This is a genomic window from Pseudomonas sp. P129 (assembly GCF_020312195.1).
GTDB classification, from domain to species: Bacteria; Pseudomonadota; Gammaproteobacteria; order Pseudomonadales; family Pseudomonadaceae; genus Aquipseudomonas; species Aquipseudomonas fragariae.
The window spans coordinates 457,503-481,771 of the sequence record NZ_JAGPYS010000002.1 but is presented as its reverse complement, the minus strand read 5'-3'; the positions used below and the strand labels follow the sequence as shown (position 1 = coordinate 481,771).

The window sequence follows — 24,269 nt, the reverse complement described above, 5'->3', positions numbered from 1 at the left end:
ACGTTCACCACGTCCAATGCTTCAAGACAAGGAAAAACTCATGACTATTACCCGTTATGGCGCAGGCAGTACAGCAGGGGGCGGCCAGCCACGCCCATTCGCCCGCGCAGTCGAGGCTGACGGCTGGCTGCACGTTTCCGGCCAGGTGCCTGCGCAGGATGGCGAGATTATCGTCGGCGGCATCGTCGAGCAGACGCACCAGACCATGCGCAACCTGATCGCAATTCTTGAGGAAGCCGGTTATGCGCTCAAGGATGTGATCCGGGTCGGCGTGTGGCTGGAAGACCCGCGGGACTTCTGGAGTTTCAACAAGGTGTTCGGTGAGTACTTCACCCCGGAGCATGCACCGGCACGCGCTTGCGTTCAGGCGAGCATGATGGTCGACTGCAAGGTCGAAATCGACTGTATCGCTTACAAGCGCAAGTAGCAGACGTGCAGCTACACGTTGCAAGCCGCAAGCCCGATCACCTGAGGCTTTTGGCTTGCCGCTTTCCCAAGGAATGAACTCATGACCGAAGACACTATCAAGCGCCGGGCACGTGGACTGGACCGGGCGTTCGATATCCTGGATTTTCTCAAGGAAAAGGCCAGGCCCATGCGCCCCAATGAGATTGCCAGCGGCATCGGCAGCCCCAAATCGACGGTTTACGAGCTGGTGGCCTCGCTGCTGGAACGGCGCATTCTGGAGACAGTGGGCAAGGACGGGCATGTCTATCTTGGCCGTCAGTTGTATTTCCTGGGGCAGGCACACTTGCGGCACTTCGATTTCACTCGCGAGGCCGAAGCCTGCCTGTGCGAGATCGTCAGCCAGACGCGGGAAACTGCGCAGATGTGCCTGCTCAATGGTCGCAAATACACCGTGGCACTGATGAAGGAGGGCGAGCGTCATTTCAGGATTTCTTCGGACATCGGCGAAAACGCGCCCATCCCATGGACGGCGTCCGGGCGTCTGTTGCTCAGCCACCTGAGCGATCAGCAGATCATCGACCTGATCGACCCCGACGATTTCATTCTGCCGGGTGGCGAACGTCTGCCGCTGGAGACCTTTCTTCGGGAAATCCGCAAGGCCGGCGAGGAGGGCTTCTTTTCCTTCAACAGCGTGGCTGACACTTTCACCCACTGCTTCGCCGCCCCCGTGAACAACGAACACGGTCAGTGCATCGCCACACTGTGCATCGTCGCGCCGCGTGCCGACGCCAAGACCCACTACGACGACTATCGGCGGGTGCTGATCGACAGCGCCAATGGCCTGGCTCGCCGTATCAACGAATAACCGCAGGAGATTACCGATGAGCACCGCCGCAATGGACAAGGGTACTGCGCAGCCGGGTGACAGCCTGGTCAGTGATGTCAGCCTGCCTGCACTGGTAATTCATAATCAGGCGCTGCAACACAATATTCGCTGGATGCAGCAGTTTGTCAGCGACAGCGGTGCAGAGCTGGCACCGCACGGCAAGACCAGCATGGTGCCCGCGCTGTTTCGCCGGCAACTGGACGCGGGCGCATGGGGCATGACCCTCGCCACCGCAGTCCAGACGCAGGCCGCTTACGCGCATGGCGTGCGCCGGGTGCTGATGGCCAACCAACTGGTCGGTGCGCCGAACATGGCGATCGTCGCCGACATGCTGGCTGATCCGATGTTCGAGTTTCACTGTATGGTCGACCATCCGGACAATGTCGCCGCGCTGGGCGAGTTTTTCGCTGCGCGTGGCCTGCGTTTGAACGTGATGATCGAATACGGCGTACCCGGCGGGCGCTGCGGCTGCCGTAGCGAAGAACAGGTGCTGGCGCTGGTCGACGCTGTTCTGGCTCAACCGGCGCTGGCATTGACCGGCATTGAAGGGTACGAGGGCGTCATCCACGGCGACCACGCTATCGAAGGCATCAAGGCCTTTGCCGCGTCACTGGTGCGTCTGGCTGTCGACCTGCAGGACAAGGGCGCCTTCGCACTGGATCGCCCGATCGTCACGGCGTCCGGCTCGGCCTGGTATGACCTGATCGCCGAGGCATTTGACGCTCAGGCGGTTCGCGAGCGCTTCCTCAGCGTGCTGCGGCCGGGCAGCTATGTGGTGCATGACCACGGCATCTACAAGGACGCGCAGTGCTGCGTGCTGGATCGGCGTGCCGAATTGAGCGAAGCGTTGCTGCCTGCCCTGGAAGTCTGGGCGCATGTGCAATCCATGCCGGAACCGGGCTTTGCAGTGATTGCCATGGGCAAGCGCGATGTGGCCTACGACGCCGGGTTGCCCAATCCGCTGCTGCGTTACAAGCCAGGCGTGCAATCGACTGCCGGTGACGATGTCAGCGCCTGCAAGGTGACGGCTGTCATGGACCAGCATGCATTCATGAGCGTTGCACCCGGATGCGAGTTGAAGGTCGGCGATATCATTTCCTTCGGCACCTCGCACCCGTGTCTGACGTTCGACAAGTGGCGTTCAGGTTGCCTGGTGGATAATGACCTGCGGGTAATCGAGCCTTTCAGTACATATTTCTAGTCAAAATATTTGCAGGAGTATCGTCACATGAGCCTTCCCCGGGTCGCCCTTATCGGCGAATGCATGATCGAACTGCAACAGCATGCTGATGGCAGCCTGCGCCAGAGCTTCGGCGGCGACACGCTCAATACCGCGGTATACCTTTCCCGATTGCTGGGTGAGCGGGCCAAGGTCGACTACGTCACGGCGCTGGGCGACGACAGCTTCAGCGATGCGATGTGCCGGATCTGGGCGGACGAGGGCATCGGTCTGGGCAAGGTGCAGCGCCTGCCTGGACGCTTGCCGGGGCTCTACTGCATCCAGACCGACGCCAATGGTGAGCGGCGTTTCCTCTACTGGCGCAACGAAGCTGCCGTGCGCGACTGCTTCATGACCCCGGCGGCCGAGCCGATCCTGGCAGCGCTGGCCAGCTACGACGTGCTGTATTTCAGCGGCATTACCCTGGCAGTGCTTGGCGAGCAGGGGCGTGCCAAACTGCTGGAGGCATTGGCGCGCGCGCGTCAGCGCGGTGTCAGGGTCGCCTTCGACAACAACTATCGTCCGCGGCTGTGGGCCAGTGTCGAGCAGGCCCGCGAAGCCTACCGTGCGTGCCTGCAGCATGTGGATCTGGCCTTGCTGACCGAAGACGACGAGCAGGCGCTGTATGGCTATGCCGACAGCGAACAGCTGCTGGCCGCCTATCGCGGGCGCGGCATCGGTGAAATCGTCGTCAAGCGTGGCGCCCAGAGTTGCCTCGTCGAAGCCGGCGGCGAACGTTTCGACATCGCAGCGCAGAAGGTCGAGCGTGTGGTCGATACCACGGCTGCGGGAGACTCGTTCAGTGCCGGCTATCTCGCGGCCCGGCTCACGGGTGAACGCCCGCTGCAGGCGGCGGAAGCAGGGCATCGCCTGGCCAGTATCGTGATCCAGCACCCGGGCGCGCTGGTGCCCAAGTCGGTCATGCCAGTCTGATAGCACTTGCCACGGAACATGCAGTTGATCGGCTAACACACTGACAGAAAAGCATATCGCTGGAACCCGCGCGAAAATCCGGCCACCATAGGCGACCTTTTCGCCTGCGAGCCCACCACCGGAGTCTGCGTGCCTGACGACCTGCCTTCTGCGCTTCCTCATGACCTGGATGTCGACCTTGTACCGCCCCGGCAATTGCCGTTTTTCCGACGCCTGTTGGCGCGGCTGATGGGGCGCGGCCTTACCGGGCTGCGCTCGCAGCACGCGCCCTCATGGTCGCAGGGGCATGCCGACGGTTATCTGAACGGCCACATCGAAGGCGTGCGTGAAGGCTATGAAGAGGGTTATCTGGATGGCCAGGAGTCGGGCCGTCAGGTGCTGGTCATCAGCGATACCCGGCCAGCCCGGCATCGTGGCCCCAAGGTCGACGATCATCTGTTCGATGACTGGCGACTGGCGCTCACACCTGAACTGAAAAAGCGCATCAAGGCCGATGTCGCCGAAAAACTCCCCGCACATGCCCAGCCCAGCGCGGCGCAGTGGAAGATGATTTTCAGCGATACGCCGTCTACCTACGTGATTGCCGGGGCCGGCGCAGGCAAATCCACGTCGCTGGTCCTGCGGATTCTGTTGCTGCATCACTACCTGGGCTTCGAACTGAACGCCATGACGGTGGTGACCTTCACCCGTGAGTCGCGCAAGGACTTCATCAGCAAACTGATCGATGTCATGGCCCTGTGGGGGCATGCGCTGGAGCAAAAGCAGGCGCGCGAGGTGGTACGTACCTTCCATTCGCGCATTCTGCCGCTGGTGCGCAGCCTGCCGGGGTTTGAGCAGCTGCGCGCGTTCGAGAACCTGAGCAGTCAGTCTTCCGGCCTGGAAGAGGCGGACAGCAACCCCTTCGACTTGCGGATCAACGATGCGCAGCGCCAGCAACTCAATCTCTGCTACCGCGATCTGTACGCCGGCAACGAGCGTTTTCGCGAAGTCATGGCGCCGCTGTATAGCCATGCCCTGCAGCTCAAGGAACTGGACCGCGATCACCCTGATGTGCAGAAACGGGTCGCCGTGACCGAGCTGTCCTCGAAACGCGATGAGGAATGGTGCGACACCGTTGAAGATCTATGGATTCGCGCGGGAGCCTGGCCTATAAAAGGCATTGAGACCATGCGCCAAGCTGTTGAAATAAATGGTTTTCCGTTTTCTTTTCACGGCTATATCGCCGAGCTGGATGCCTGGGTCGTGCTGGGTCTGGACGCCAGTGAGGACCAGCAACTCAAGCGGCCGGGCGCCAAGCTGCCGGTGTGGGCAGAGGGCGTGATAAAGCGCACGCTGTTTCAAGCTTTCTGCAGTAAGCCATTGATATGGTTGGATAACTACCAGTCGGCCAATGAGGTTTTGCAATCGCTGGCAGGGGAAGCCGCCGCGGGGCCTGGATTCGATTACCGGGTCAAGGGCGAACTCGGTGCGGCACCCTTGCTGGACTGCTTCGTCACGGCCGCCAGCTTCATCGAGAACCTGGGGCTGGATGTGCCGAGCGCCGTGTCCGAGATGAGTTTTGCCAGCGATGATCCGGACCGCTTCTTCTTCGAAGCACTCAGCCTGTTCTGGAAAGCCTTTGAAACGCACCTTCTGGCTCAATCGCCGCCGATCATGACCTACAACCGCATGTTTGCCTTGTTCGGCGAGACCTCACCCGAGAACCTCAAGCACGTCAGTGACCCGATGCTCAGACCCTTGGCGCATTTGATGATCGACGAGTTCCAGGACGTCTCGCCGCAGATCGTGTCATGGTTACGCGCCAGCCTGCGCGAAATCAGGCGCCGTGGTCCGGCGTTGCACACGGGGCGCATCGCTCAGCATTCATCGCTGCTGTGTGTCGGTGACGATTGGCAATCGATCTACGGCTGGCGCGGCAGCTCGCCGAAGTACTTCATGGAGTTCGCAAAGGAGTTTTCCTCCCCGGCGACCACCAGGGTCATGCTCAGTGACAACTTCCGCAGTCATCAGCACATCATCGACGCCGCCGAGCACATCGTCCGTGCGGCCCCGGCCATCCCGGGCAAGAAGGCCCGCGCCAGTGGCCTGCTTCAGGAACTGCTGCCGGTCAAGGTACTGGATCGCGATGAGGACGAGCTTGCCGAGCGGGTCGCCGAGCATTATCACGATGGCGACTCGATCCTGCTGCTGTACCGCAAGGGCAGCGAGAAGGCGCGCTTCTCGGCGCGCCTGCAGGCATTGATCGACGCCGATTCGGCAAATGGCGCGCAGAACCGTCGCATCAGAACGCTGACCTACCACAGCTCCAAGGGCTTGCAGGCGGATGCCGTATTTTTGCTGGGCGATTGTCAGCATCTGACCGTCTCGCCCTACAAGAATCAGGTTTACCGCTTGGCAGGGCTGGGTGATACGAATGATCTTCAGCCATTCGATACGGCACAGAAGGATGAAGTCTTGCGTCTGGCCTATGTCGCCATTACTCGTTCGGCGCGGCACTGTTATTGGTATATCGATGAAAGCGCCACTTCAGGAGACGCTGTTCAGATGCCCAAAGCGTCAGACAGGATTGCCCGCGACAAGCCTTTCTTCGAAGACCTGCGTAACAGGGTTCGTGCCGGCTGAGGCATTCATGTCAGATAAAACCGGCGATCTGTCGTTGCGCATGAGTGCCGAATAATTCCAGCTCATCCTCGATGGCTTCGATGATGCGCTCCACGTCTGCGGCATTCATCACGGTAGAACAGGGCAGGCCGGCAATGGCGACCACGGTTTCACCGCTGGCACGGTCGAAAAGTCGCGCAATCATGCTCCCTGGCGCATCCATCGAGGCTTCGAAACCCACGGGATGGAAGTGCCAGCGCATCAATTGGCATGCATTGGGGAATGTGACTTTAGTCATGACGAGGGCCCACCTGAATCAATCGAGCACTTCCTTTGCTCCAATGGGTAGGCAGACAGCCAGAATGCGTCCGGTAAAGCGATGATGACGAGACGATGATCAGTGCTACAGATCATCGGTCGGTCAAGTTACTTTCCAGCAGGATCGCTGAGCGGTCTGACGAACACTGAAAATAGCATCTGCCAGCGCCGTTCTGGAAAAATTTTTTATGACGCGGCACAAAAAAATCAATTATATGACCCGTGTCATTAGACGGTATTAATAGGCACGCTCCATGCATTTGCAGAGTCGCTGCCGCAAGTCCTTCAATGGAATGAATTTGCCGTGACGAAGATGGTTTTCGTGCCGGGTCTGGGGCAAGCTGTCGCTATTGACCCGAGGAATCGCACATGCTGAAAAAATCCCTTGCCGCACTGGTGTTGCTGGCCTCGACCAGTCACGCGGCAGAGACGGTCAATATCTACAACTGGACGGACTATATAGCGCCGGACACCCTGAAGAATTTCGAAGCCGCCACCGGTTTCAAGACCACTTACCAAACCTTTGAAACCAATGAAGCGCTGAACGCAAAGCTGCTGGCTGGCCACTCCGGTCACGATGTGGTTTTTCCGTCCATTCATTTCATGGGACGACAAATCCAGAACGGGCTGCTCAAAACCCTCGACAAGCGGCAGTTGCCCAACTGGAAAAACCTCAACCCGGTCCTGCTCAAGGCGCTGGAGGGCAGTGATCCCGGTAATCAGCATGGCTTCCCTTATCTGTGGGGCAGTACCGGCATCGGCTATGACTCGACCAAGGTCAAGGCCATCCTCGGCAAGGATGCACCGCTCGATTCCTGGGATCTGGTGCTCAAGCCGGAAAACATGAAAAAGCTCGCCCAATGCGGTGTGGTATTTCTCGACAGCGCGCCGGCTCTGCTGCCGATCACCCTGAATTACCTTGGCTTGCCACCACACAGCGAAGTGCCTGACGACTACCGCCAGGCAAAGGCGGTACTGGACAGCGTGCGGCCATACGTACGCAATTTCAGTTCTGCCGATTACATCGCCGACCTCGCGAAGGGCAGAATTTGTGTCGCGGTGGGCTATTCCGGGGATATTTCCCAGGCTCAGGAGCAGGCACAAAAAGAAGGCAATGGCATCACCATCGACTATGCCGTTCCGAAGGAGGGCGCGCCCATGTGGTTCGACATGGTCGCCATCCCTGCGGACGCCACCGATATCAAGGGCGCCTACGCGTTCCTGAATTACCTGCTGCGCCCCGAAGTGATCGCCAACATCACCAATACCGTGCATTACGCCAACGGCAATGAAAAGGCAGACGCGCTGATAGGTCCCGGCCTGTGGACCGATACCACGGTGTACCCGGACGCCGACATGTTGAGCCGCCTGTTTGTGATGTCTCAGGTCCCGGACACTATCGATGCGTTGCGCGAGAAGCTCTGGGACAGTTTCAGGGCCGACAGGTAACGTTGCTCAGATGACATGAGCCTGTTGCAGTTCGGTCAGTGCCTGAGCCTTCAACCGGGCCAGCAGCGGATCGCGACGATCCCTTGGCGTCTGCAGCCCGACCGGTAATTGGTGGGTGATTGTGCCGGGGCGGCTGCCCATCACCAGCACGCGGTCGCTCAGGTACAACGCCTCGTCAACATCATGAGTCACCAGCAACAGGGTAATGGCATGGCGCGCAGCCAGTTGCAGCAGCAGGTCCTGGAGCTTCATCCGGGTAAACGCATCGACTGCGCTGAACGGCTCATCCAGCAGCAACACCGCCGGGTGCGAGTACAGGCCGCGCGCGATGGCCACGCGTTGCGCCATGCCCCCGGACAGCGCTTTGGGCAAGGCATCGGCAAAACCGGACAGGCCCACTTCTTCGATCAATTGAGCGACCCAGCGGCGGTCGTAGCGATCATCGTCACTGAAACCGATATTCTGTGCGACGGTCAGCCAGGGCATCAGGCGCGGCTCTTGAAACACGAACGCCACTTCGCCCTGAATACGCTGCACCGAACCACTAAATTCCTGCTCCAGCCCGGCGACAATCCTCAACAGCGTGCTTTTGCCGCAGCCGCTGGGGCCGAGCAGGCTGACGATTTCACCTGACTGTAGCGACAGATCGATGCCGTGCAGCACGGTATTACCCGCGAACGCCTTGTGCTGGACGCGTATGTCCATCAGTGATTCCGGCATCTATCAACCCTCACGGCTTTGCCCGTTGAATGTATCGCGCCAGGCCAGGAAGCGTTTTTCCAGGCTTGCCAGCAGGCCGTCGCTGAGTTTGCCCAGTGTCGCCAGAACGATGATCGCCGCCAGCACGATGTCCGGACGCGAGGTTTCGCGCCCGTCACTGAGCAGGTAGCCCAGGCCTTTGGTGGCAGCGATCAGCTCGGCAGCCACCAGAAACATCCACGACAGGCTCATGCCGCTGCGCAAACCGGTAAACAGGCCGGGCAGGGCTGCGGGCAGAAGAATGCGCCGGGTCAGGCGATAGCGGCTCAAGCCATACATCTGGCCGACTTCCACCAGCTTTCGGTCAATGCCTCGAATCGCGGCCACGCCGTTGAGGTACACCGGAAAGAACGCACCAATGGCAATCAGCACGATTTTCGATGTTTCGCCAATGCCCAGCCACAACAGCAGAAGCGGCACCCATGCCAGACTCGGAATGGAGCGAAGCCCGGCGAATGTAGGCTCCAGATACGCTTCTGCCTCGCGACTGAGCCCCACCCACGCGGCAAACACCAGGGCCAGACTCGCACCGATCGCAAAGCCGCTGAGCACACGCAACAGACTGGCGCTGATGTGCTTCCACAACGCACCGTCCGCCAGGTCGCGCAGGGTCAGCACGATCTCGCTGGGCGCTGGCATCTGGTAGGCAGGCAGCCAGCCGATGCGTACGATCATTTCCAGCAAAACGATAATCACGGCCGGCACCACCAGGCCCTTGAGTGGTGTTCTGTAGCGCTGCCAAAGCGTTCGTTGTGCCTTGTCCGGCACTGTTGCCTGCGCTGAGGCAGGCAACGACTTGTTGCGGCGGGTCATGGCGTGGCGATCACGGCTTTGGAGAATTCAGGCGTGATCAATTGATCAATGACCTGTTCGACATTGATGCATTTGCGCACCAGATCCTCGGAGACCAGAATCGGCGCTGCGGCCTTGGACGCTTCCACGTCTTTCGCGCTCAGTTGCGGGGTGCTCAGGTCTGTGCGGGTCAATTGCAGTCTGGCGACTTCCAGCGGCAGGCCCGACTCGGTCGCCAGCAGCCTGGCCAGCTCATCAGGGTTTTTTACTGCCCATTCCCGGGCTTGTTCATAAGCGCTCAATACTGTCCTGATCGCCTGAGGATGCTCCCTGGCATAGGTTTCCGTGACGCTCAGTACGCCATAGCTGTTGAAGTCCTTGTTGCGGTAAAGCAGGCGTGAGCCGGACTGGATTTCACTGGCCGCCATGTGCGGGTCAAGCCCTGCCCAGGCATCTACGTCACCTTTTTCGAGGGCGGTGCGTCCATCGGGATGCTGCAGGTGCAGCAGCTCGACATCATCCTTTTTCAGCCCGGCCTTCTGCAGCGCGCGCAAGGTGAACAGATAAGGGTCGGTGCCTTTGGTGGCGGCTATTTTCCTGCCTTTGAGCTCGGCGACCGATTGCAGCGGCGAATCCTTACGCACCACCAGTGCGGTCCATTCTGCCCGGCTGTAGACATACACCGACTTGATCGGGCTGCCGTTGGCCCGCGCCAGCACCGCAGACAGGCTGGCCGACGATGCAAAGTCGACGCTGCCGCTGTTCAGGTACTCCAGCGAGCGGTTGCTGCCCTGGCTCAACACCCAGGTGACTTTCGCCTCCGGCAGGGCTTTCTCCAGCCAGCCAAAATGCTTGAGCGCCAGGCTGAGCGGCGAATAGTAGGCGTAGTCGAGGCGGATTTCCGCAGGTGCGGTCTCGGCGGCTTGCACTGTGCCATTGAGGCTCAACGCCAATAGGCAGGAGCTTGCCATCCAGCGAATCAACGCGCGCGGAGACAACAACCGAAAAGAAACGGGGGGTTGTGGCATAGTGGCATCCAGGTCAGGAAAGCAGAGCCGCAGCGACCGGTTGGTATATTCCAAAACAGGCAGTTCGCAGGGCGTGAAATTCAGAACCGGAATATTGCACGCTCTATGCCAACGACCAAAGCGCTTGAATTCCGGGGGCTTACGCGGTTTTTCAGCGTCCGTGATGTTGATCTGACAGCGGTCTGTTGAATGGCTGTTGCCAGGCAGACAGTCGGGTTTGATGACTCATCTTTCGACGATTTTTTGACATTTTCCCTGCTTGTCAGGCGATTTTTTTTGCCGGTATTGCAACAGAATCGTTTTTTGACACTCTTAATCGTCCACATTCTTAATTTCGAAACATGTGCGCACTAGGCTCTGTACGAAAAGTCGGCGAGCGAAGGTCAGGCGAGGCAAAAACAGGCGAGGAAGCGGAGTCTACGTGTTGTAAATGAGCATTCCGAGCCTGTTTTTAACGAAGCATCACCGAGCGCAGCCACTTTTCGTACAGAGCCTAAGATTCGCGCGTGACCCTTTTTGACTGATCCGCAGAAATTTCCAGGGCGAGCTGCACAAGCCTGCGTATTCGCACCAGCCAAGTGGCTGTCCCCTTTCAAATGCGCACCGGACTCAGAAAATAATGAATATGCCGAAAATGTCTTCCATCAACCGACTTCAGCGCCGCCTTGCGTGGTGTTTCTTCCCCTCCGTGCTGGTGGCTTCTGCCCTGGTCCTGTTCACCATGGGCAAAGGCGTGCATGCAGAGCCCAAGAATGGTATCCAGACACTGGTATTTCTGCGTCATGCCGAAAAGCCGGCCATGGGGCTGGGGCAATTGAACTGCCAGGGGCTCAACCGGGCGATAGAACTGTCGGAAGTCCTGCCCAGGGAATTCGGCAAGGCTGACTTCATCTTCGCCGCCAATCCGAGCCGACATGTGGAAGAGGGTGAGGGCGACCAGTCCTACAGCTACGTTCGTCCGCTGATGACGGTAGGGCCCAGCGCAATCAAACTGGGGTTGCCCGTCAACCTTGACTTCGGTGCCAACGACACCGCAGACCTGGCCGATGAACTGATGCAGGACAAGTACCACAACGCAGTCATCTACACCGCCTGGTCGCATGGCTATCTGCCGGAGCTGATCAACAAGGTGGCTGAAGAAGCGTCCGGCAAGAGCACCAATCTGCTGGATGACTGGACAAACGATGATTTCGACTCGGTGATTGTCGTCACCCTGAAATGGGTCGATGGCAAAGCGACGCTCGATTACAAGAATCAAAAGCAGGGCCTCAACAACGGCGCCGAGACCTGCCCTGAAGCGACCTGATGCCCAAGCGCAACGGTTTTCAGCCGTTGAGAGACTTCATCGACGCCGCGTTATAGCGCTCACCGGATGCCGACCCCTGGGCCGGGAAAATCGCCTCCAGCTGGGCAAGGTCATCGGTACTCAGCGTCAATGAAGCCGCTGCCACGTTGCTTTCCAGGTATTTGCGCTGCTTGGTGCCGGGGATCGGAATGATGTCATCTCCCTGGGCAAGCACCCAGGCCAGCGCCAGTTGCGACGCGCTGATGCCCCTGGCCGTAGCCAGTGCCTTGACCTGCTCGACCAATTGCAGATTGCGATTGAAGTTTTCGCCCTGAAACCGTGGGGTGAAGCGACGGTAGTCATCGGCCGCGAAGTCGTCCGGTGTGCGCAATTCACCGGTCAGAAACCCCCGGCCGAGCGGGCTGTACGCCACGAAGGCAATGCCCAGACGGCGGCAGGTGGCAAGCACGCCATCCTGTTCCGGATCGCGTGACCAGAGTGAGTACTCGCTCTGCACGGCCGCCAATGGATGCACCGCGTGGGCCTTTTCGATGGTCGCGGCACTGGCTTCGCAGATGCCTATGTGGCGAACCTTGCCAGCCTTGACCAGTTCGGCCATGGCGCCAATGGTGTCCTCGATGGGCACCGTGGGGTCGACACGGTGCTGATAATAGAGATCAAGGTAATCGGTGTTCAGCCGCTTCAGGCTGGCGTCGATGGACTGGCGAATGTACGCCGGACTGCCATTGACGCCACGCGCATGCGGGTCATCGCCACGGACGATGCCGAACTTGCTGGCCAGGTAGATACCTTCACGCTTGCCCTCGAGGGCACGACCAAGCAAGGCTTCGTTGGTGTGCGGGCCGTACATGTCAGCCGTATCGAAAAAGTTGACACCCAGCTCGATCGCGCGGTGCAAGGTGGCGATGGATTCCTTTTCGTCGATGCCGGTGGTGTAGAAGTCCGACATTCCCATGCAGCCCAGCCCGAGGGCGGACACGTGCGGACCGAGTTGACCCAATTGGCGCGTGATCACAATGAGTGCTCCTGATCGTTGAAAGATCGGTCGAGTTTCGCCTCTTTGCGTGGCTCAATAAACCGGGTGTTTCTTATTTCACTGTTGTTGAAATCCAAACAATGCTGACCGTAGTGGTGGTCAGCGCCTGTCGGTGGGCATGCAACACCGCGCCTCTTGAATCCGACAAAGCGCGCTAGTCACACCATACCGAATGGAGTACAAATGTACTCCATGAGCACATTATCTCCTCGACGCAGCGCTATTCTTACCTTCATCCGCGATCGCATCGCGCAGCAGGGGCAATCACCGAGCCTGGCGGAAATTTCCGAGGCTTTCGGTTTTGCTTCGCGTAGCGTGGCGCGCAAACACATTGTGGCCCTGACTGAAGCCGGGCTGATCGAAGTCGTTCCGCATCAGGCACGGGGCATTCGCCTGCTGAACACTGAGCCACGGCCCGAATTGCTGGAAATTCCGGTCCTGGGGCGCGTGGCGGCGGGCGTACCGATCGGGCCTGATCTCGATATCCACACCACGCTGCACCTGGACCGCAGCACCTTTACCCGTGTGCCGGACTACCTGCTGCGCGTGCAGGGCGACTCGATGATCGAGGACGGCATTCTCGATGGCGACCTGGTGGGCGTGCACCGTAACCCGCAGGCCAGTGACGGGCAGATCGTGGTTGCCCGTCTGGACGGCGAGGTGACCATCAAACGCCTGCAACGCCGTGCCGACCAGGTTCGCCTGTTACCGCGCAACCCGGCCTACGAACCGATCATCGTCACGCCCGATCAGGACTTCGCCATCGAAGGCGTGTTCTGCGGGCTGGTGCGTCGCGAATGATGGGCGCGGTGGTCAGCCTGGACGCCTTGCTGGATGAGCGCAGGGTCTGGAAAGGGCGTCAGCAGAGCGCGCCACAGGTCAGCCCGCAGCCCAGTGGCCATGCGTTGCTGGACGCTGCCTTGCCCACCGGCGGCTGGCCTGCTGCGGCCCTGACTGAAATCCTCATCCCGGCCAATGGCAGCGGCGAACTGCGCCTGCTGTGGCCGAGCCTGGCGCGGCTTTCCGCGATCGCTGAGCGCATTGTGCTGGTCGCACCGCCCTATATTCCGTACCCACAGGCGTGGCTGGCCGCCGGCGTCGATCTGCGCCAGTTGGTGGTGATCGAGGCGAGTAACCGCGATGCCTTGTGGGCTGCCGAGCAATGCCTGCGCTCCGGCAGCTGTGGCGCGATCGTGTGCTGGCCCGGCATGGTCGATGACCGTGCGTTGCGACGCTTGCAGGTGGCTGCCGAAACCGGGCAGACCCTTGCCTTTGCCTGTCGCCCGCAGCAGGCCGCCGCCAATCCTTCACCTGCGGCCCTGCGCATAGCGCTCGATACCCGTCCCGCACAGTTGCGGGTACTCAAATGCCGGGGCGGACTTGCGCCGCCTTTCCCCATTCCGTTCCCGACCGACGCTTGAGGTTCTTATGCTCTGGGCCTGTGTCTTGCTGCCGCAACTGGCGCTGGACGGCGTCATGCGTCGTCACGGCAACCCCGATGAACCGCTGGCGCTGATCAGCGGCAGCGCTCAACGTCGCGTGTTGCAGAGCGTCAATCCGGCTGCGCGTGCGTTGGGTCTGAAAGCCGGGCAGTCGCTGACCGCAGCCCAGGCGCTGGTGCCCAACTTCACCACGATCGAACATGACCCGGCCGATATCGAGCGTTTGCAGCAACTGCTCGCGGCCTGGGCCTACGGTTTCAGTTCCAATGTCAGCCTCAAGTACCCGCGGGTGCTGCTGATGGAAATCGAATCCAGCCTCAAGCTGTTCGGCCCCTGGCCGGTGTTCGAGGCGCGTTTGCGGGAAGAGCTGACCACACAGGGTTTCCGCCATCGCATCGTGGTCGCGCCCAACCCGATAGCCGCGCGAATGCTGGCCAACATGCATGACGGGCTGAGCATCGACTGTCCGCATGAATTGCGTCGCCGTCTGGAGCAGATGCCACTGGAACGCATCGGCCTGAGCCGCGAAACCGCTACCGCCCTGACACGCATGGGGCTGCGCAGTGTGCGGCAGGTGCTGGCGCTGCCCCGCGATACGCTGGCTCGGCGGTTTCCGGCCAGCGTGCTGCAGCACCTTGATACCTTGCTCGGCGAGCGCCCCGTGGCGCTGGAGTGCTACACGCCGCCGGACTTTTTCGATGTACGCATCGAGCTGAATTTCGACGTCGAGTCCCATCAGGCCCTGTTGTTTCCGCTCAAGCGGCTGATCGCCGATCTGGCCTTGTTCCTGGCCGGACGCGACAGCGGTGTGCAGCGATTTTCCCTGCACCTCGAGCATGTGCCAGGGCCGGAAACCGTCGTGCCGGAGACTGTCGTACCGGTCGGGCTGCTGAGCGCCGAGCGCGATGCGTCGATGCTCTTCGAACTGGCCCGCGGCAGGCTGGAGCAGGTGCTGGTCGCGTCGCCGGTACGTGCCGTGCGCCTGCTGGCGCGAGACTTGCCGGATTTCGTCCCGGCGCACCGTCAGTTGTTCGATGAGCGCGTGCAGCAGACCTTGCCCTGGGAGCAACTACGCGAGCGCCTGCGGGCGCGTCTGGGCGACGAGTCGGTCAATGGCTTGCGCGCCCAGGCCGATTATCGTCCCGAATGTGCCTGGCAAGCGCACAGCAGCAGTAAACCGGTCCTGCCAGCCAGAGGCTTCACGCGTCCAGGCTGGCTGCTGCGCGAGCCTCAGCCGCTGCCAGTGCAGGCGACCCGTATCGTGGCCGGGCCCGAGCGAATCGAGTCCGGGTGGTGGGACGGCGGCGATGTGCGCCGCGACTATTACCTGGTCGAAACCGCCAGTGGCCAACGCGCCTGGGCGTATCGCGCGGTTGGCGAGCAGGGTGAACTGCTGCTGCATGGCTGGTTCGCATGACCCGCGAATACGCCGAGCTGCATTGCCTGTCCAACTTCAGCTTTCAGCGGGGTGCCTCGAGCGCACGCGAGTTGTTCGAACGGGCGTTACGCCATGGCTACAAAGCGCTGGCAATTACCGACGAGTGCACCCTGGCCGGCATCGTACGCGCCTGGCAGGCGTCAAAAAGCACCGGTCTGCCCTTGATCGTCGGCAGTGAAATGCACATCGAAAACGGCCCGAAAGTCGTCTTGCTGGTGGAAAACCAGGCAGGCTATGAGGCGCTGTGCAAACTGATCACGGTAGCGCGCCGCCGGGCCAGAAAAGGTGAATACCGCGTGTTGCGCGAAGACTTCGAGCCTGCGCCGGACGGGTTGCTGGCCCTCTGGCTGCCGGACCTCGACGGCGATGCTCAAGCCTGTCTGGCCGGCGGACGCTGGTTGCGTGAGCGATTTACCGAGCGCCTGTGGCTGGGTGTCGGGCTGCACCGTGGCCCGGATGACGAGCAGCGGCTGGCCGACCTGCTGGCGTTGGCACAATCGCTGGGTATTCCGGCAGTGGCCAGTGGCGATGTGCACATGCACGCGCGTGGCCGGCGTGCCCTGCAGGACACCATGACTGCCATCCGCCACCACACCACAGTGGCCGAGGCAGGTCATCTGCTGTTTGCCAATGGCGAGCGCCACCTGCGGCCACTGGATGCGCTCAGCGAGCATTACCCGGACTGGCTGCTGGCCGAGTCGGTGCGTATTGCCCGGCGCTGCACGTTCGACCTGGGCGATTTGAAGTATGAATACCCGCATGAACTGGTCCCCAAAGGCCAAACCTCTACGTCCTGGCTACGTGAACTGACCGAACGCGGCGTTCGCAGGCGCTGGCCGGGCGGCCTGACACCGGCCACCCGTGCGCAGGTCGAGAAGGAACTGGCGCTGATCGCGGAAAAGAAGTTCGACAGCTACTTTCTGACCGTGCATGACATCGTCGAGTTTGCCCGCAGCCAGCACATTTTGTGTCAGGGGCGCGGCTCGGCGGCCAACTCGGCAGTGTGTTATGCGCTGGGGATCACTGAACTGAACCCGGAACAGAGCAACCTGCTGTTCGAGCGCTTCATTTCCAGAGAGCGCAACGAGCCACCGGATATCGACGTGGATTTCGAGCATGACCGCCGCGAAGAAGTCATTCAGTACATCTTCCGGCGCTATGGCCGGGGCAGGGCCGCGCTGACGGCCGTAGCCAGCACCTATCATGGCTCCGGCGCAATGCGTGACGTGGCCAAGGTGCTGGGCTTGCCGCCAGACCAGATCAATGCATTGGCCGAAGCCTTCAGCCGCTGGAGCGATTCACTGCCGTCGCCTGAGCGCTTGCGCGAATACGGCTTCGATGCCGACACGCCGATCCTCAAGCGCGTGCTGGCGTTGACCGGCGAACTGATCGGTTTTCCCCGGCACCTGTCGCAACACCCGGGTGGATTCGTGATTTCCGAACACCCGCTTGAAACGCTAGTGCCGGTCGAGAACGCCGCGATGGCCGACCGCACCATCATCCAGTGGGACAAGGACGACCTGGACCTGGTCGGCCTGCTGAAAGTCGACATTCTTGCACTGGGCATGCTCAGTGCCTTGCGCCGCACGTTCGATCTGGTGCATTTGCACCGTGGCCAACGATGGACCCTGGCGACTCTTCCGGGCGACGACCGGAAAACCTACGAAATGATCAGCCGCGCCGACACCATCGGCGTGTTTCAGATCGAGTCGCGTGCGCAGATGGCCATGCTGCCGCGCCTCAGACCGGAAAAATTCTACGACCTGGTCATCGAAGTCGCCATTGTCCGGCCAGGGCCGATTCAGGGCGACATGGTTCACCCGTACCTGCGGCGGCGCAATGGTGAAGAGGACGTCACCTATCCGCCCAAGCTTGAATCGGTGTTCAAGCGCACCCTGGGTGTGCCGCTGTTCCAGGAGCAGGTCATGGAAGTGGCCATTCTGGCCGCCGACTACACGCCGGGCGAGGCGGATGAGTTACGTCGCGCGATGGCCGCATGGAAACGTCACGGCGGGCTCGAGCCGCATCGCGAACGGCTGCGCACGGGCATGCTGAAAAACGGCTACGAAGCGGACTTTGCCGACCGGATCTTCGAACAGATCAAGGGCTTTGGCAGTTATGGTTTCCCCGAATCCCATGCTGCCAGTTTCGCCTTGCTGACCTACGCCAGTTGCTGGCTCAAGTGCCACGAACCGGCAGCGTTCACCTGCGCGCTGATCAACAGCTGGCCAATGGGGTTCTATAGCCCGGATCAATTGCTGCAGGACGCACGCCGCCATCACATTGAAATTCGCCCGGTGGATGTGCGTTACAGCGATTGGGATTGCTCGCTGGAGCCGCTCGATCATCCTGACCGCACGCGCAATCTGGCGATTCGTCTCGGGCTGCGCATGGTCCGCAGCTTTCGTGAGGAAGATGCCCTGCGCATCGAAGCGGCGCGCGCGAAACGCCCGTTTGTCGATGCCACGGACCTGACGTTGCGCGCCGAACTGGACGCGCGGGCCGCCGAAGCGCTGGCGGATTCCGGGGCCTTGCGCGGCCTGATCGGTCATCGGCACCGGGCGCGCTGGGAAGTCGCCGGGGTTGAGGCCCAGCGCCCCCTGTTCGACGACCTGCCCAGCGAAGAAACCCAGGTAACCTTGCCGCTGCCGACCGTGGCCGAAGACCTGGTGGCCGACTACACGACGCTGGGCACCACCCTGGGGCCACACCCGCTGGCCTTGCTGCGCCGGCAACTGGCTGCCAAACGCTTTCGCAGCTCACAAGACTTGTTACACCTGGAAAACGACCGGACCCTCAGCGTGGCGGGACTCGTCATTGGTCGTCAACGACCGGGCACTGCGAGTGGCGTGACCTTCGTCACCCTGGAAGATGAGTTCGGCATGGTCAACGTCGTAGTCTGGCGCGACCTGGCCGAGCGTCAGCGCAAGGTGCTGGTGGGTTCGCAATTGCTGCAGGTGTTCGGGCGACTGGAATCGAAAAGCGGGGTGCGGCACCTGATTGCCCAGCGCCTGTACGACCTGACGCCGCTGCTCACCGGACTGGATGTGCGCAGCCGGGATTTTCAGTAATCGGGCCTGCAATTTGCAGTATCAATCGGTACATCCTGCCACCGAGAAGCCCAGTATGTACAAAGACTATCCAGCCGCTTACCAGGTCAGCAAAGGCGCGGCGCTGCAAGTGGACACTGCCTTTTATGAGCGCATCCGCGCGAATGCGCAGCAACGCACCCTCGTCGAACAGTTCGACGTACCGATTCGTACCGGGCGGGCCTGGAAGGTCAAGGCCGGCCAAGTGTTTCGGGTCACCACACCGGTGGGTCCGCAAGTCGGCGATTTCAATGTCTGGAACGCCAACGACCCCCGCGAGCGACTGTGGGCTGCGCGCACGCGGCAGTTGCAGGGCGCGCATGTCAGCACCCATGATCGGCTGTGGTCGAACCTGCCGTTTTTGCGGCCAATGGTAACCATTACCGATGACAGTCTGGCCAGTTACGGAACCGACGAGCACGGCGGCCGCCTGCATGACCTGCTCGGCACGCGCTGCGATCCCTACATCAACAAGATGCTGACCGGTGAAGACTTTCACCATCACTGCCATTCCAACCTGACCCGCGCAGTGCTGCCGCACGGGCTGACCGAGTTCGATGTGCACGATGTGCTGAACATCTTCCAGTGCACCGGCCTGAACCATGACGACCTGTATTTCATGAAAGCCTGCCCGGCGCAGAAGGGCGACTATCTGGAGTTCTTCGCGGAAATCGACCTGCTGTGTGCCTTGTCGACCTGTCCGGGTGGCGACCTGTCACTGCCGATGTGGGGGCCTGATGCGCAGGACCCGTTGAGCGTCTGCCGGCCGCTGGGCGTCGAGATCTATGACCTCGACGCGTCGCTGCTGGACGGCTGGCAGTCCCCCGAGCGCGCGGCCTATAACGGCCTGCACGGTCTGCGGATCGCCAAGGCCGATTGGGAGCAATAACCGCTCAGGCTGCGCGCGCCATTCTGCGCAGCCCCCAGACCATCACCGCCCCCATCCCGAGCATGGCCAGCAGCAGTGCCGGGTAAGCCACCCACCAGTGCAGCGGTGCGGTCATCATGCTGAATTCCGACATGCCGCCGATCCCGGCAATCAGGTTCAACGGCAGAAACACCACATTGATCAAGGTCAGTTTGCGCAGCAGGGTGTTGGTGCTGTTATTGACCAGGTTGCCGCGCGCATCCATCAGACCGGCGAACACCGTGGAATAGATCTCCGCCTGTTTGTAGCACTGATCGTTCTCGATGATCATGTCGTCGATCAGCGCCAGGCTTTCTGCTGGGTATTGCCTGGCTTGCGCATGATTGCGCAGACGGGTCAGGACCGCACCGTTGCTGTGGATGGCGTTGATGTAATACACCAGACTTTCGCTGAGGTTGAACATCTGCAGCAGATGGCGGTTTTCCAGTGAAGAGTTGAATTTCTGCTGCAATTCACGGGCGACCATCTTGATGACTTTCAAGTGCCCCAAGTAGTGATGAATGTTGTTGAACAGCAGCTCCAGAAGGATATCCAGCGGCTGGTTCAGCGGGCGGTGCGCGCCCAGCGCGCTCAAGGGTTGCTCGTCATCACAGATCAGCACCAGCTGGTCCCGGCTCAGCAGCACGCCAAAGGACGAAACGTCGAACGAGAAGCTGTCCTTGCCCGAATAGTTCTCGGGGCGTTTCCAGATGACGAACAATGCATCAGGGTGAAACTCGATGCGCGAAATTTCGTCCGGGTCGAGTGCCGAGGCAACAGCGTGCTCATCAAGGTGAAATCGCTCCAGCAATAATCTGCGTTCTCCGGCATCCGGTTTGCTGAACCACAGCACATGGGCCTTTTGCGGATCACATGCCAGCAACTGGTTGTTGTCGAGTTTCAGGCCCTGAATCATCGTTTCACCATGCCTGACCGAGGCGCTTGAGCTCCAGACGGCGGACGAACTCTTCCAGCACCAGGCTGTACAGATCATCCTGCAGATAAGCGTCTTCGATGCCGGCATCCAGGTTCGGGTTGTCGTTGACCTCGATCACCACCACTTGATCGCCTGACTGTTTCAAGTCCACGCCATACAAGCCGTCACCAATCAGGTTGGCGGTCTTGAGCGCCAGCTCGACCACGGCGCGCGGCGCTTCGTGCACCGCCAGCGTGCGGCATTCGCCAATCACCTCGGCGCCGATCGCCTTGTGGTTGTAGATCTGCCAATGCCCCTTGGACATGAAGTACTGGCAGGCGAATATCGGTTTGCGATTGAGAATGCCGATCCGCCAGTCGTACTCGGTGTAGAAAAACTCCTGAGCCAGCAGCAATACCGAGTGCTCGAACAACTGCGTCGTCGCCGTGTGCATTTCCTCGGGTGTACTGACCTTGATCACACCTCTGGAAAAGCAGCCGTCAGGGATCTTCAATACCAGCGGGAAGCCCAGACGCGTGGCCACGTGCTGCAGTTCTTCCGGGCGGTCCTTGTAGAGAATTTCCGTTCGCGGCATGCCCAGATCGTGGCTTTTGAGCAGGTCGGTCAAATACACCTTGTTGGTGCAGCGCAGGATCGAGGTGGAGTCATCCATGACCACCAGCCCCTCGCTTTCGGCTTTCTTGGCAAAGCGATAGGTGTGGTTGTCGACGCTGGTGGTTTCGCGAATCAGCAGCGCGTCGTACTCGGCCAGCCGGGCGTAGTCTTTCTTTTCGATCAGTTCGACATCGATGCCCAGGCGCTGACCGACGCGGATGAAATTGGCCAGCGCCTCAGGGTTGGAAGGCGGCAGTTGTTCCTGCGGGTCATGCAGAATCGCCAGGTCGTAGCGGGCCATGCGCCGCGAACTGGGCTGGCGCCAGACGTTGCGGCTGAAGCCTTCCAGCGCCGTGGCGAACTCATCCTGCTGATCCTCGCGCAGACGCGGCAGAGCACCGGCCTTGATACCGGCAATATGCCAATTGTCGCGCTTGCGAAACTCCACCATCAGGATCGGGCAGGGGAAGACTTCAAACAACTGACGGGCAAGATCCTTCAACGGATCAAGTGTCGTCTGGCCGAAGTACAGTGTCAGGGTAAAGCCTTCGGTGTCGTCATAGGGATGATCCTCAAGTGCGGTTTCCAGCAACTTGTCCAGGTCATCGAGGGCCAGGCCGTAGAGTGACTTGCGGGTCAACTCGCTGATGGTCTTTACCGAGGGAATGACATTGTGCTGACGCGCTTCGGCGAGCAGGGAACAGTAATAACCGTGGCCCAGGTATTTGTAGCTGCGGCACAGGTTGATGACTTGCACACGCCTGCCTGCCGTGGCTTTCAGCGGTTTTTCCAGGTAGTCCTGGGCGCTGATCAAGTCTTCGCTGGGGAAGTACGATGCCCAGTCTTCGAGCCGTTCGACAATAATCACCAGTTGCCTCTGCGCTGCAAAGAGTGTTGCGGGGTCTGCACGTCGGGCTGTTGCTGAAAGCGCAAGTTGCGCAGATACTTCGTTCATCTTCACCTGTGCCGCTGACATGTGTAATCGATCCGATGGGAAACAAGTCCTTTCTATTAAGCATGTGCTTTTTGAAATGTCCCGTTTCGTTACACAACTTTTACGGCGGTGCAGATGGACTTTATATTTCGAGATGCAGTTGAAACCGATGTCGATGACTTGCTGCTTCTGGAGAACCAGTGTTTTGACGGCGACCGTCTGACCGCGCGCAGCTTTCACTGGATGATCCGCCGCGCCAATGCCAGCCTGATCGTCGCCGAGCAGGCCGGACAGCTCACCGGCTATGCGCTGGTGCTGTTTCATCGGGGCACCTCGCTGGGGCGCTTGTATTCGCTGGCGATTGCCGATGCAGCGCGGGGCAAGGGCCTGGGCAGGCAGTTGTTGCAACGTGCCGAGCAACAGGCCGTGGGCCGCGACTGCGCTTACCTGCGCCTTGAGGTGCGCCCCGATAACGGCGCTGCCATCGGGCTTTACGAGCGCAGCGGTTATCGGCGTTTCGCTCAGGTCGATGACTATTACCAGGACCATGCCCCGGCCTTGCGCTACGAGAAGCGCATCGTTGAACACGCCCGGCTGGACAGTCGCTCAGTGCCTTACTACCAGCAGACCCTGGAGTTCACCTGTGGCCCGGCCTGTCTGCTGATGGCCATGAAAGCCCTGCAACCTGCGCGCTCGATGGGCCGTGGCGAAGAATTGCAGATCTGGCGCGAGGCGACCACCGTGTTCATGACCTCCGGCCATGGCGGTTGCAGCCCTCAGGGGCTTGCGCTGGCGGCTCTGCAACGGGGCTTTGCGGTGAAGCTGCTGGTGTCGGTCTCGGGCCCGTTGTTTCTGGGCGGCGTGCGCAGTGACAACAAGAAACAGGTGATTCGCCTGGTTCACGAGCAGTTCTGTGAGGCGCTGCAAACCGCCGGGGTGCACACACTGCCCAATCGCTCGCTGAACCTGCCAGGCCTGCTGGCCGATGGCGGCAAGCCGCTGGTGCTGATCAGCAGTTACCGCCTGACCCGTTCCAAGGCACCGCACTGGGTGATGGTCACCGATTGCGACAGCGATTTCGTCTACCTGCACGATCCCGATATCGATCACAGCCTGCATCGGCAGGCCATCGACTGCCAGCATATGCCGGTAAGCCATGCCGACTTCAACCGCATGAGTTGTTTCGGTGCCGATAAACTTCGGGCCGCAGTGATTGTGTTTGCCGCGCCTGTGGATGATCATGCGTGCGCTTCAGCAGACCGGCCACAGGACTCTCTACCGTGATTAAGTTCGTGCTCAAGGCTTTTTGCGTACTGGCCATCGCTGCGAGCCTGTCGGCCTGCATCAGCGCGCCGATCCCGCTGACCGCGAAAACCGCCGCGCAGCTGCAGCAACAGCCTCCGGTGCGCTTTCTGCTGACCTTCGACGATGGCCCGAGCGCCTCGACGTTCTACAACCCCAGCATCACCGTGCTCGACAGCCTGGCGGACAATCCGCTGCAGCCGGGCATCAAGGCGGTGTTCTTCGTGCAGACCGGCGCAACCGGTGCGGGTAACAGTGATCAGGGTTGGGCGATCATGCGCCGTCAGCATGATGAAGGGCACCTGCTGGGCTTTCACACCGCCACGCCGCACCACACCAACCACCGTTCGCTGAGCGATGAGGAACTGGAGCAATCCCTGACCCAGGGCTGCGCGATCATTGCGTCGATCACGGGCGTGCCGACTACCTTGCTGCGTCCGCCGTTCTGGAACTACGACAAACGCACCTTCAGCGCCTATCAGCGCCACCATCTGCAGGTGCTGCTCACTGACCTGAGTGCCAATGACGGCAAGATCTGGGGCTATAACTTCAGCCTGCGCCGCCGTTCCAATATGGTCAGCCAGCTCTCGCGGGTGCGCGAGCGCATTGCCGCCGGCGAGCTGCCTGCGGTGGATGGCGTGATTCCGGTGGTGGTGACCTTCCATGACCTGAACCGCTACACCGCGCGGCATGCGCGGGAGTACTTGCAGATACTGGTCGACAGTGCCGGGCAGACCGGCGTGCGGCTCGCCGACAAACCGTTCTATGACGACAGCGGGCAGTTGCAGCGCGCGGCACTGGCCCGGACGGTCAAGGAGGCGGGCGAGCCTGTCAGCTTGCCCGGCGTCTGGAACTGGATCTGGGACCACAACGCCCACTGACGACACGCAC

Annotated in this window: 21 protein-coding genes; 14 read left to right on the top strand and 7 right to left on the bottom strand. The window is 60.7% G+C overall.

Features of this window, described 5'->3' with window-relative positions; translation table 11 throughout:
* Positions 1-40: 40 nt before the first annotated feature.
* The 5 genes from KBY02_RS07330 (at position 41) to KBY02_RS07310 (ending at position 6,068) form a co-directional block, all read left to right on the top strand.
* Complete coding sequence (locus KBY02_RS07330) at positions 41-427, top strand: RidA family protein (RefSeq protein ID WP_003317642.1); 387 nt, start codon at positions 41-43, stop codon at positions 425-427.
* Positions 428-508: 81 nt separating this feature from the next.
* Positions 509-1,273, top strand: coding sequence for an IclR family transcriptional regulator (locus KBY02_RS07325; protein ID WP_003317643.1), 765 nt, complete (start codon positions 509-511; stop codon positions 1,271-1,273).
* A gap of 16 nt (positions 1,274-1,289) precedes the next feature.
* On the top strand, positions 1,290-2,495 hold the full coding sequence (locus KBY02_RS07320) for an amino acid deaminase (protein ID WP_054092609.1): 1,206 nt from the start codon (positions 1,290-1,292) through the stop codon (positions 2,493-2,495).
* Between the two features lie 27 nt (positions 2,496-2,522).
* Positions 2,523-3,446 carry a sugar kinase gene (locus KBY02_RS07315; RefSeq protein WP_024641603.1) on the top strand — a complete coding sequence of 308 codons (924 nt, stop codon included), beginning with the start codon at positions 2,523-2,525 and terminating at the stop codon, positions 3,444-3,446.
* Between the two features lie 129 nt (positions 3,447-3,575).
* Positions 3,576-6,068 (top strand): UvrD-helicase domain-containing protein, encoded by a 2,493-nt coding sequence (locus KBY02_RS07310; RefSeq protein WP_225650088.1) that lies wholly within the window; start codon positions 3,576-3,578, stop codon positions 6,066-6,068.
* Between the two features lie 10 nt (positions 6,069-6,078).
* Here KBY02_RS07310 and KBY02_RS07305 read toward each other — a convergent pair whose 3' ends face one another.
* The gene (locus KBY02_RS07305; protein ID WP_024641605.1) at positions 6,079-6,345 is read right to left on the bottom strand and encodes a DUF1652 domain-containing protein; all 267 of its coding nucleotides are present in this window, start codon (positions 6,343-6,345) and stop codon (positions 6,079-6,081) included.
* 389 nt (positions 6,346-6,734) lie between these two features.
* Here KBY02_RS07305 and KBY02_RS07300 point away from each other — a divergent pair, with 389 nt between their 5' ends.
* Positions 6,735-7,814 (top strand): polyamine ABC transporter substrate-binding protein, encoded by a 1,080-nt coding sequence (locus tag KBY02_RS07300; RefSeq protein WP_003402721.1) that lies wholly within the window; start codon positions 6,735-6,737, stop codon positions 7,812-7,814.
* A gap of 6 nt (positions 7,815-7,820) precedes the next feature.
* On the opposite strand, the gene KBY02_RS07295 is transcribed toward KBY02_RS07300, so the two are convergent.
* From KBY02_RS07295 to KBY02_RS07285, 3 genes are read right to left on the bottom strand one after another with little or no spacing between them, the layout of a single operon-like run.
* On the bottom strand, positions 7,821-8,534 hold the full coding sequence (locus KBY02_RS07295; protein ID WP_024638765.1) for an ABC transporter ATP-binding protein: 714 nt from the start codon (positions 8,532-8,534) through the stop codon (positions 7,821-7,823).
* A gap of 3 nt (positions 8,535-8,537) precedes the next feature.
* Positions 8,538-9,386, bottom strand: a complete 849-nt coding sequence (locus KBY02_RS07290; protein ID WP_024638764.1) for an ABC transporter permease — start codon at positions 9,384-9,386, stop codon at positions 8,538-8,540.
* Positions 9,383-10,393 carry an aliphatic sulfonate ABC transporter substrate-binding protein gene (locus KBY02_RS07285; protein WP_060409061.1) on the bottom strand — a complete coding sequence of 337 codons (1,011 nt, stop codon included), beginning with the start codon at positions 10,391-10,393 and terminating at the stop codon, positions 9,383-9,385. The genes KBY02_RS07290 and KBY02_RS07285 overlap by 4 nt, the downstream gene beginning before the upstream one ends.
* 619 nt (positions 10,394-11,012) lie before the next feature.
* Here KBY02_RS07285 and KBY02_RS07280 point away from each other — a divergent pair.
* Complete coding sequence (locus KBY02_RS07280; RefSeq protein ID WP_024641812.1) at positions 11,013-11,699, top strand: hypothetical protein; 687 nt, start codon at positions 11,013-11,015, stop codon at positions 11,697-11,699.
* A gap of 19 nt (positions 11,700-11,718) precedes the next feature.
* On the opposite strand, the gene KBY02_RS07275 is transcribed toward KBY02_RS07280, so the two are convergent.
* The gene (locus KBY02_RS07275; RefSeq protein ID WP_054092207.1) at positions 11,719-12,714 is read right to left on the bottom strand and encodes an aldo/keto reductase; all 996 of its coding nucleotides are present in this window, start codon (positions 12,712-12,714) and stop codon (positions 11,719-11,721) included.
* 204 nt (positions 12,715-12,918) lie between these two features.
* Between KBY02_RS07275 and lexA the strand changes: the two genes are divergently transcribed.
* Genes lexA through KBY02_RS07250 form a run of 5 tightly spaced genes read left to right on the top strand, consistent with a single transcriptional unit; the run spans position 12,919 to position 19,593 of the window.
* A complete protein-coding gene (gene lexA / locus KBY02_RS07270; RefSeq protein ID WP_011267741.1) occupies positions 12,919-13,536 on the top strand; it encodes a transcriptional repressor LexA in 618 nt (205 codons plus the stop codon).
* A complete protein-coding gene (gene imuA / locus KBY02_RS07265; protein ID WP_024641815.1) occupies positions 13,536-14,156 on the top strand; it encodes a translesion DNA synthesis-associated protein ImuA in 621 nt (206 codons plus the stop codon). The genes lexA and imuA overlap by 1 nt, the downstream gene beginning before the upstream one ends.
* Before the next feature lie 7 nt (positions 14,157-14,163).
* On the top strand, positions 14,164-15,594 hold the full coding sequence (locus KBY02_RS07260) for a Y-family DNA polymerase (RefSeq protein ID WP_032656075.1): 1,431 nt from the start codon (positions 14,164-14,166) through the stop codon (positions 15,592-15,594).
* Positions 15,591-18,686, top strand: a complete 3,096-nt coding sequence (locus tag KBY02_RS07255) for an error-prone DNA polymerase (protein ID WP_024660100.1) — start codon at positions 15,591-15,593, stop codon at positions 18,684-18,686. Before KBY02_RS07260 ends, KBY02_RS07255 begins: the two co-directional genes overlap by 4 nt.
* Before the next feature lie 55 nt (positions 18,687-18,741).
* Positions 18,742-19,593, top strand: a complete 852-nt coding sequence (locus tag KBY02_RS07250) for an urea carboxylase-associated family protein (protein ID WP_024651419.1) — start codon at positions 18,742-18,744, stop codon at positions 19,591-19,593.
* Between the two features lie 4 nt (positions 19,594-19,597).
* Here KBY02_RS07250 and KBY02_RS07245 read toward each other — a convergent pair whose 3' ends face one another.
* Positions 19,598-20,527, bottom strand: a complete 930-nt coding sequence (locus tag KBY02_RS07245; RefSeq protein WP_024660102.1) for a magnesium transporter CorA family protein — start codon at positions 20,525-20,527, stop codon at positions 19,598-19,600.
* Between the two features lie 4 nt (positions 20,528-20,531).
* Positions 20,532-22,118: a RimK family protein gene (locus KBY02_RS07240; protein ID WP_058398606.1), complete on the bottom strand. Its 1,587-nt coding sequence runs from the start codon at positions 22,116-22,118 to the stop codon at positions 20,532-20,534.
* A 93-nt stretch (positions 22,119-22,211) separates the two neighbouring features.
* On the opposite strand from KBY02_RS07240, the gene KBY02_RS07235 reads away from it, so the two are divergent.
* Both KBY02_RS07235 and KBY02_RS07230 read left to right on the top strand, forming a co-directional pair.
* A complete protein-coding gene (locus tag KBY02_RS07235) occupies positions 22,212-23,360 on the top strand; it encodes a GNAT family N-acetyltransferase/peptidase C39 family protein (protein WP_058398607.1) in 1,149 nt (382 codons plus the stop codon).
* On the top strand, positions 23,357-24,259 hold the full coding sequence (locus KBY02_RS07230; RefSeq protein WP_058398608.1) for a polysaccharide deacetylase family protein: 903 nt from the start codon (positions 23,357-23,359) through the stop codon (positions 24,257-24,259). The genes KBY02_RS07235 and KBY02_RS07230 overlap by 4 nt, the downstream gene beginning before the upstream one ends.
* The last annotated feature ends 10 nt before the right edge of the window (positions 24,260-24,269 follow it).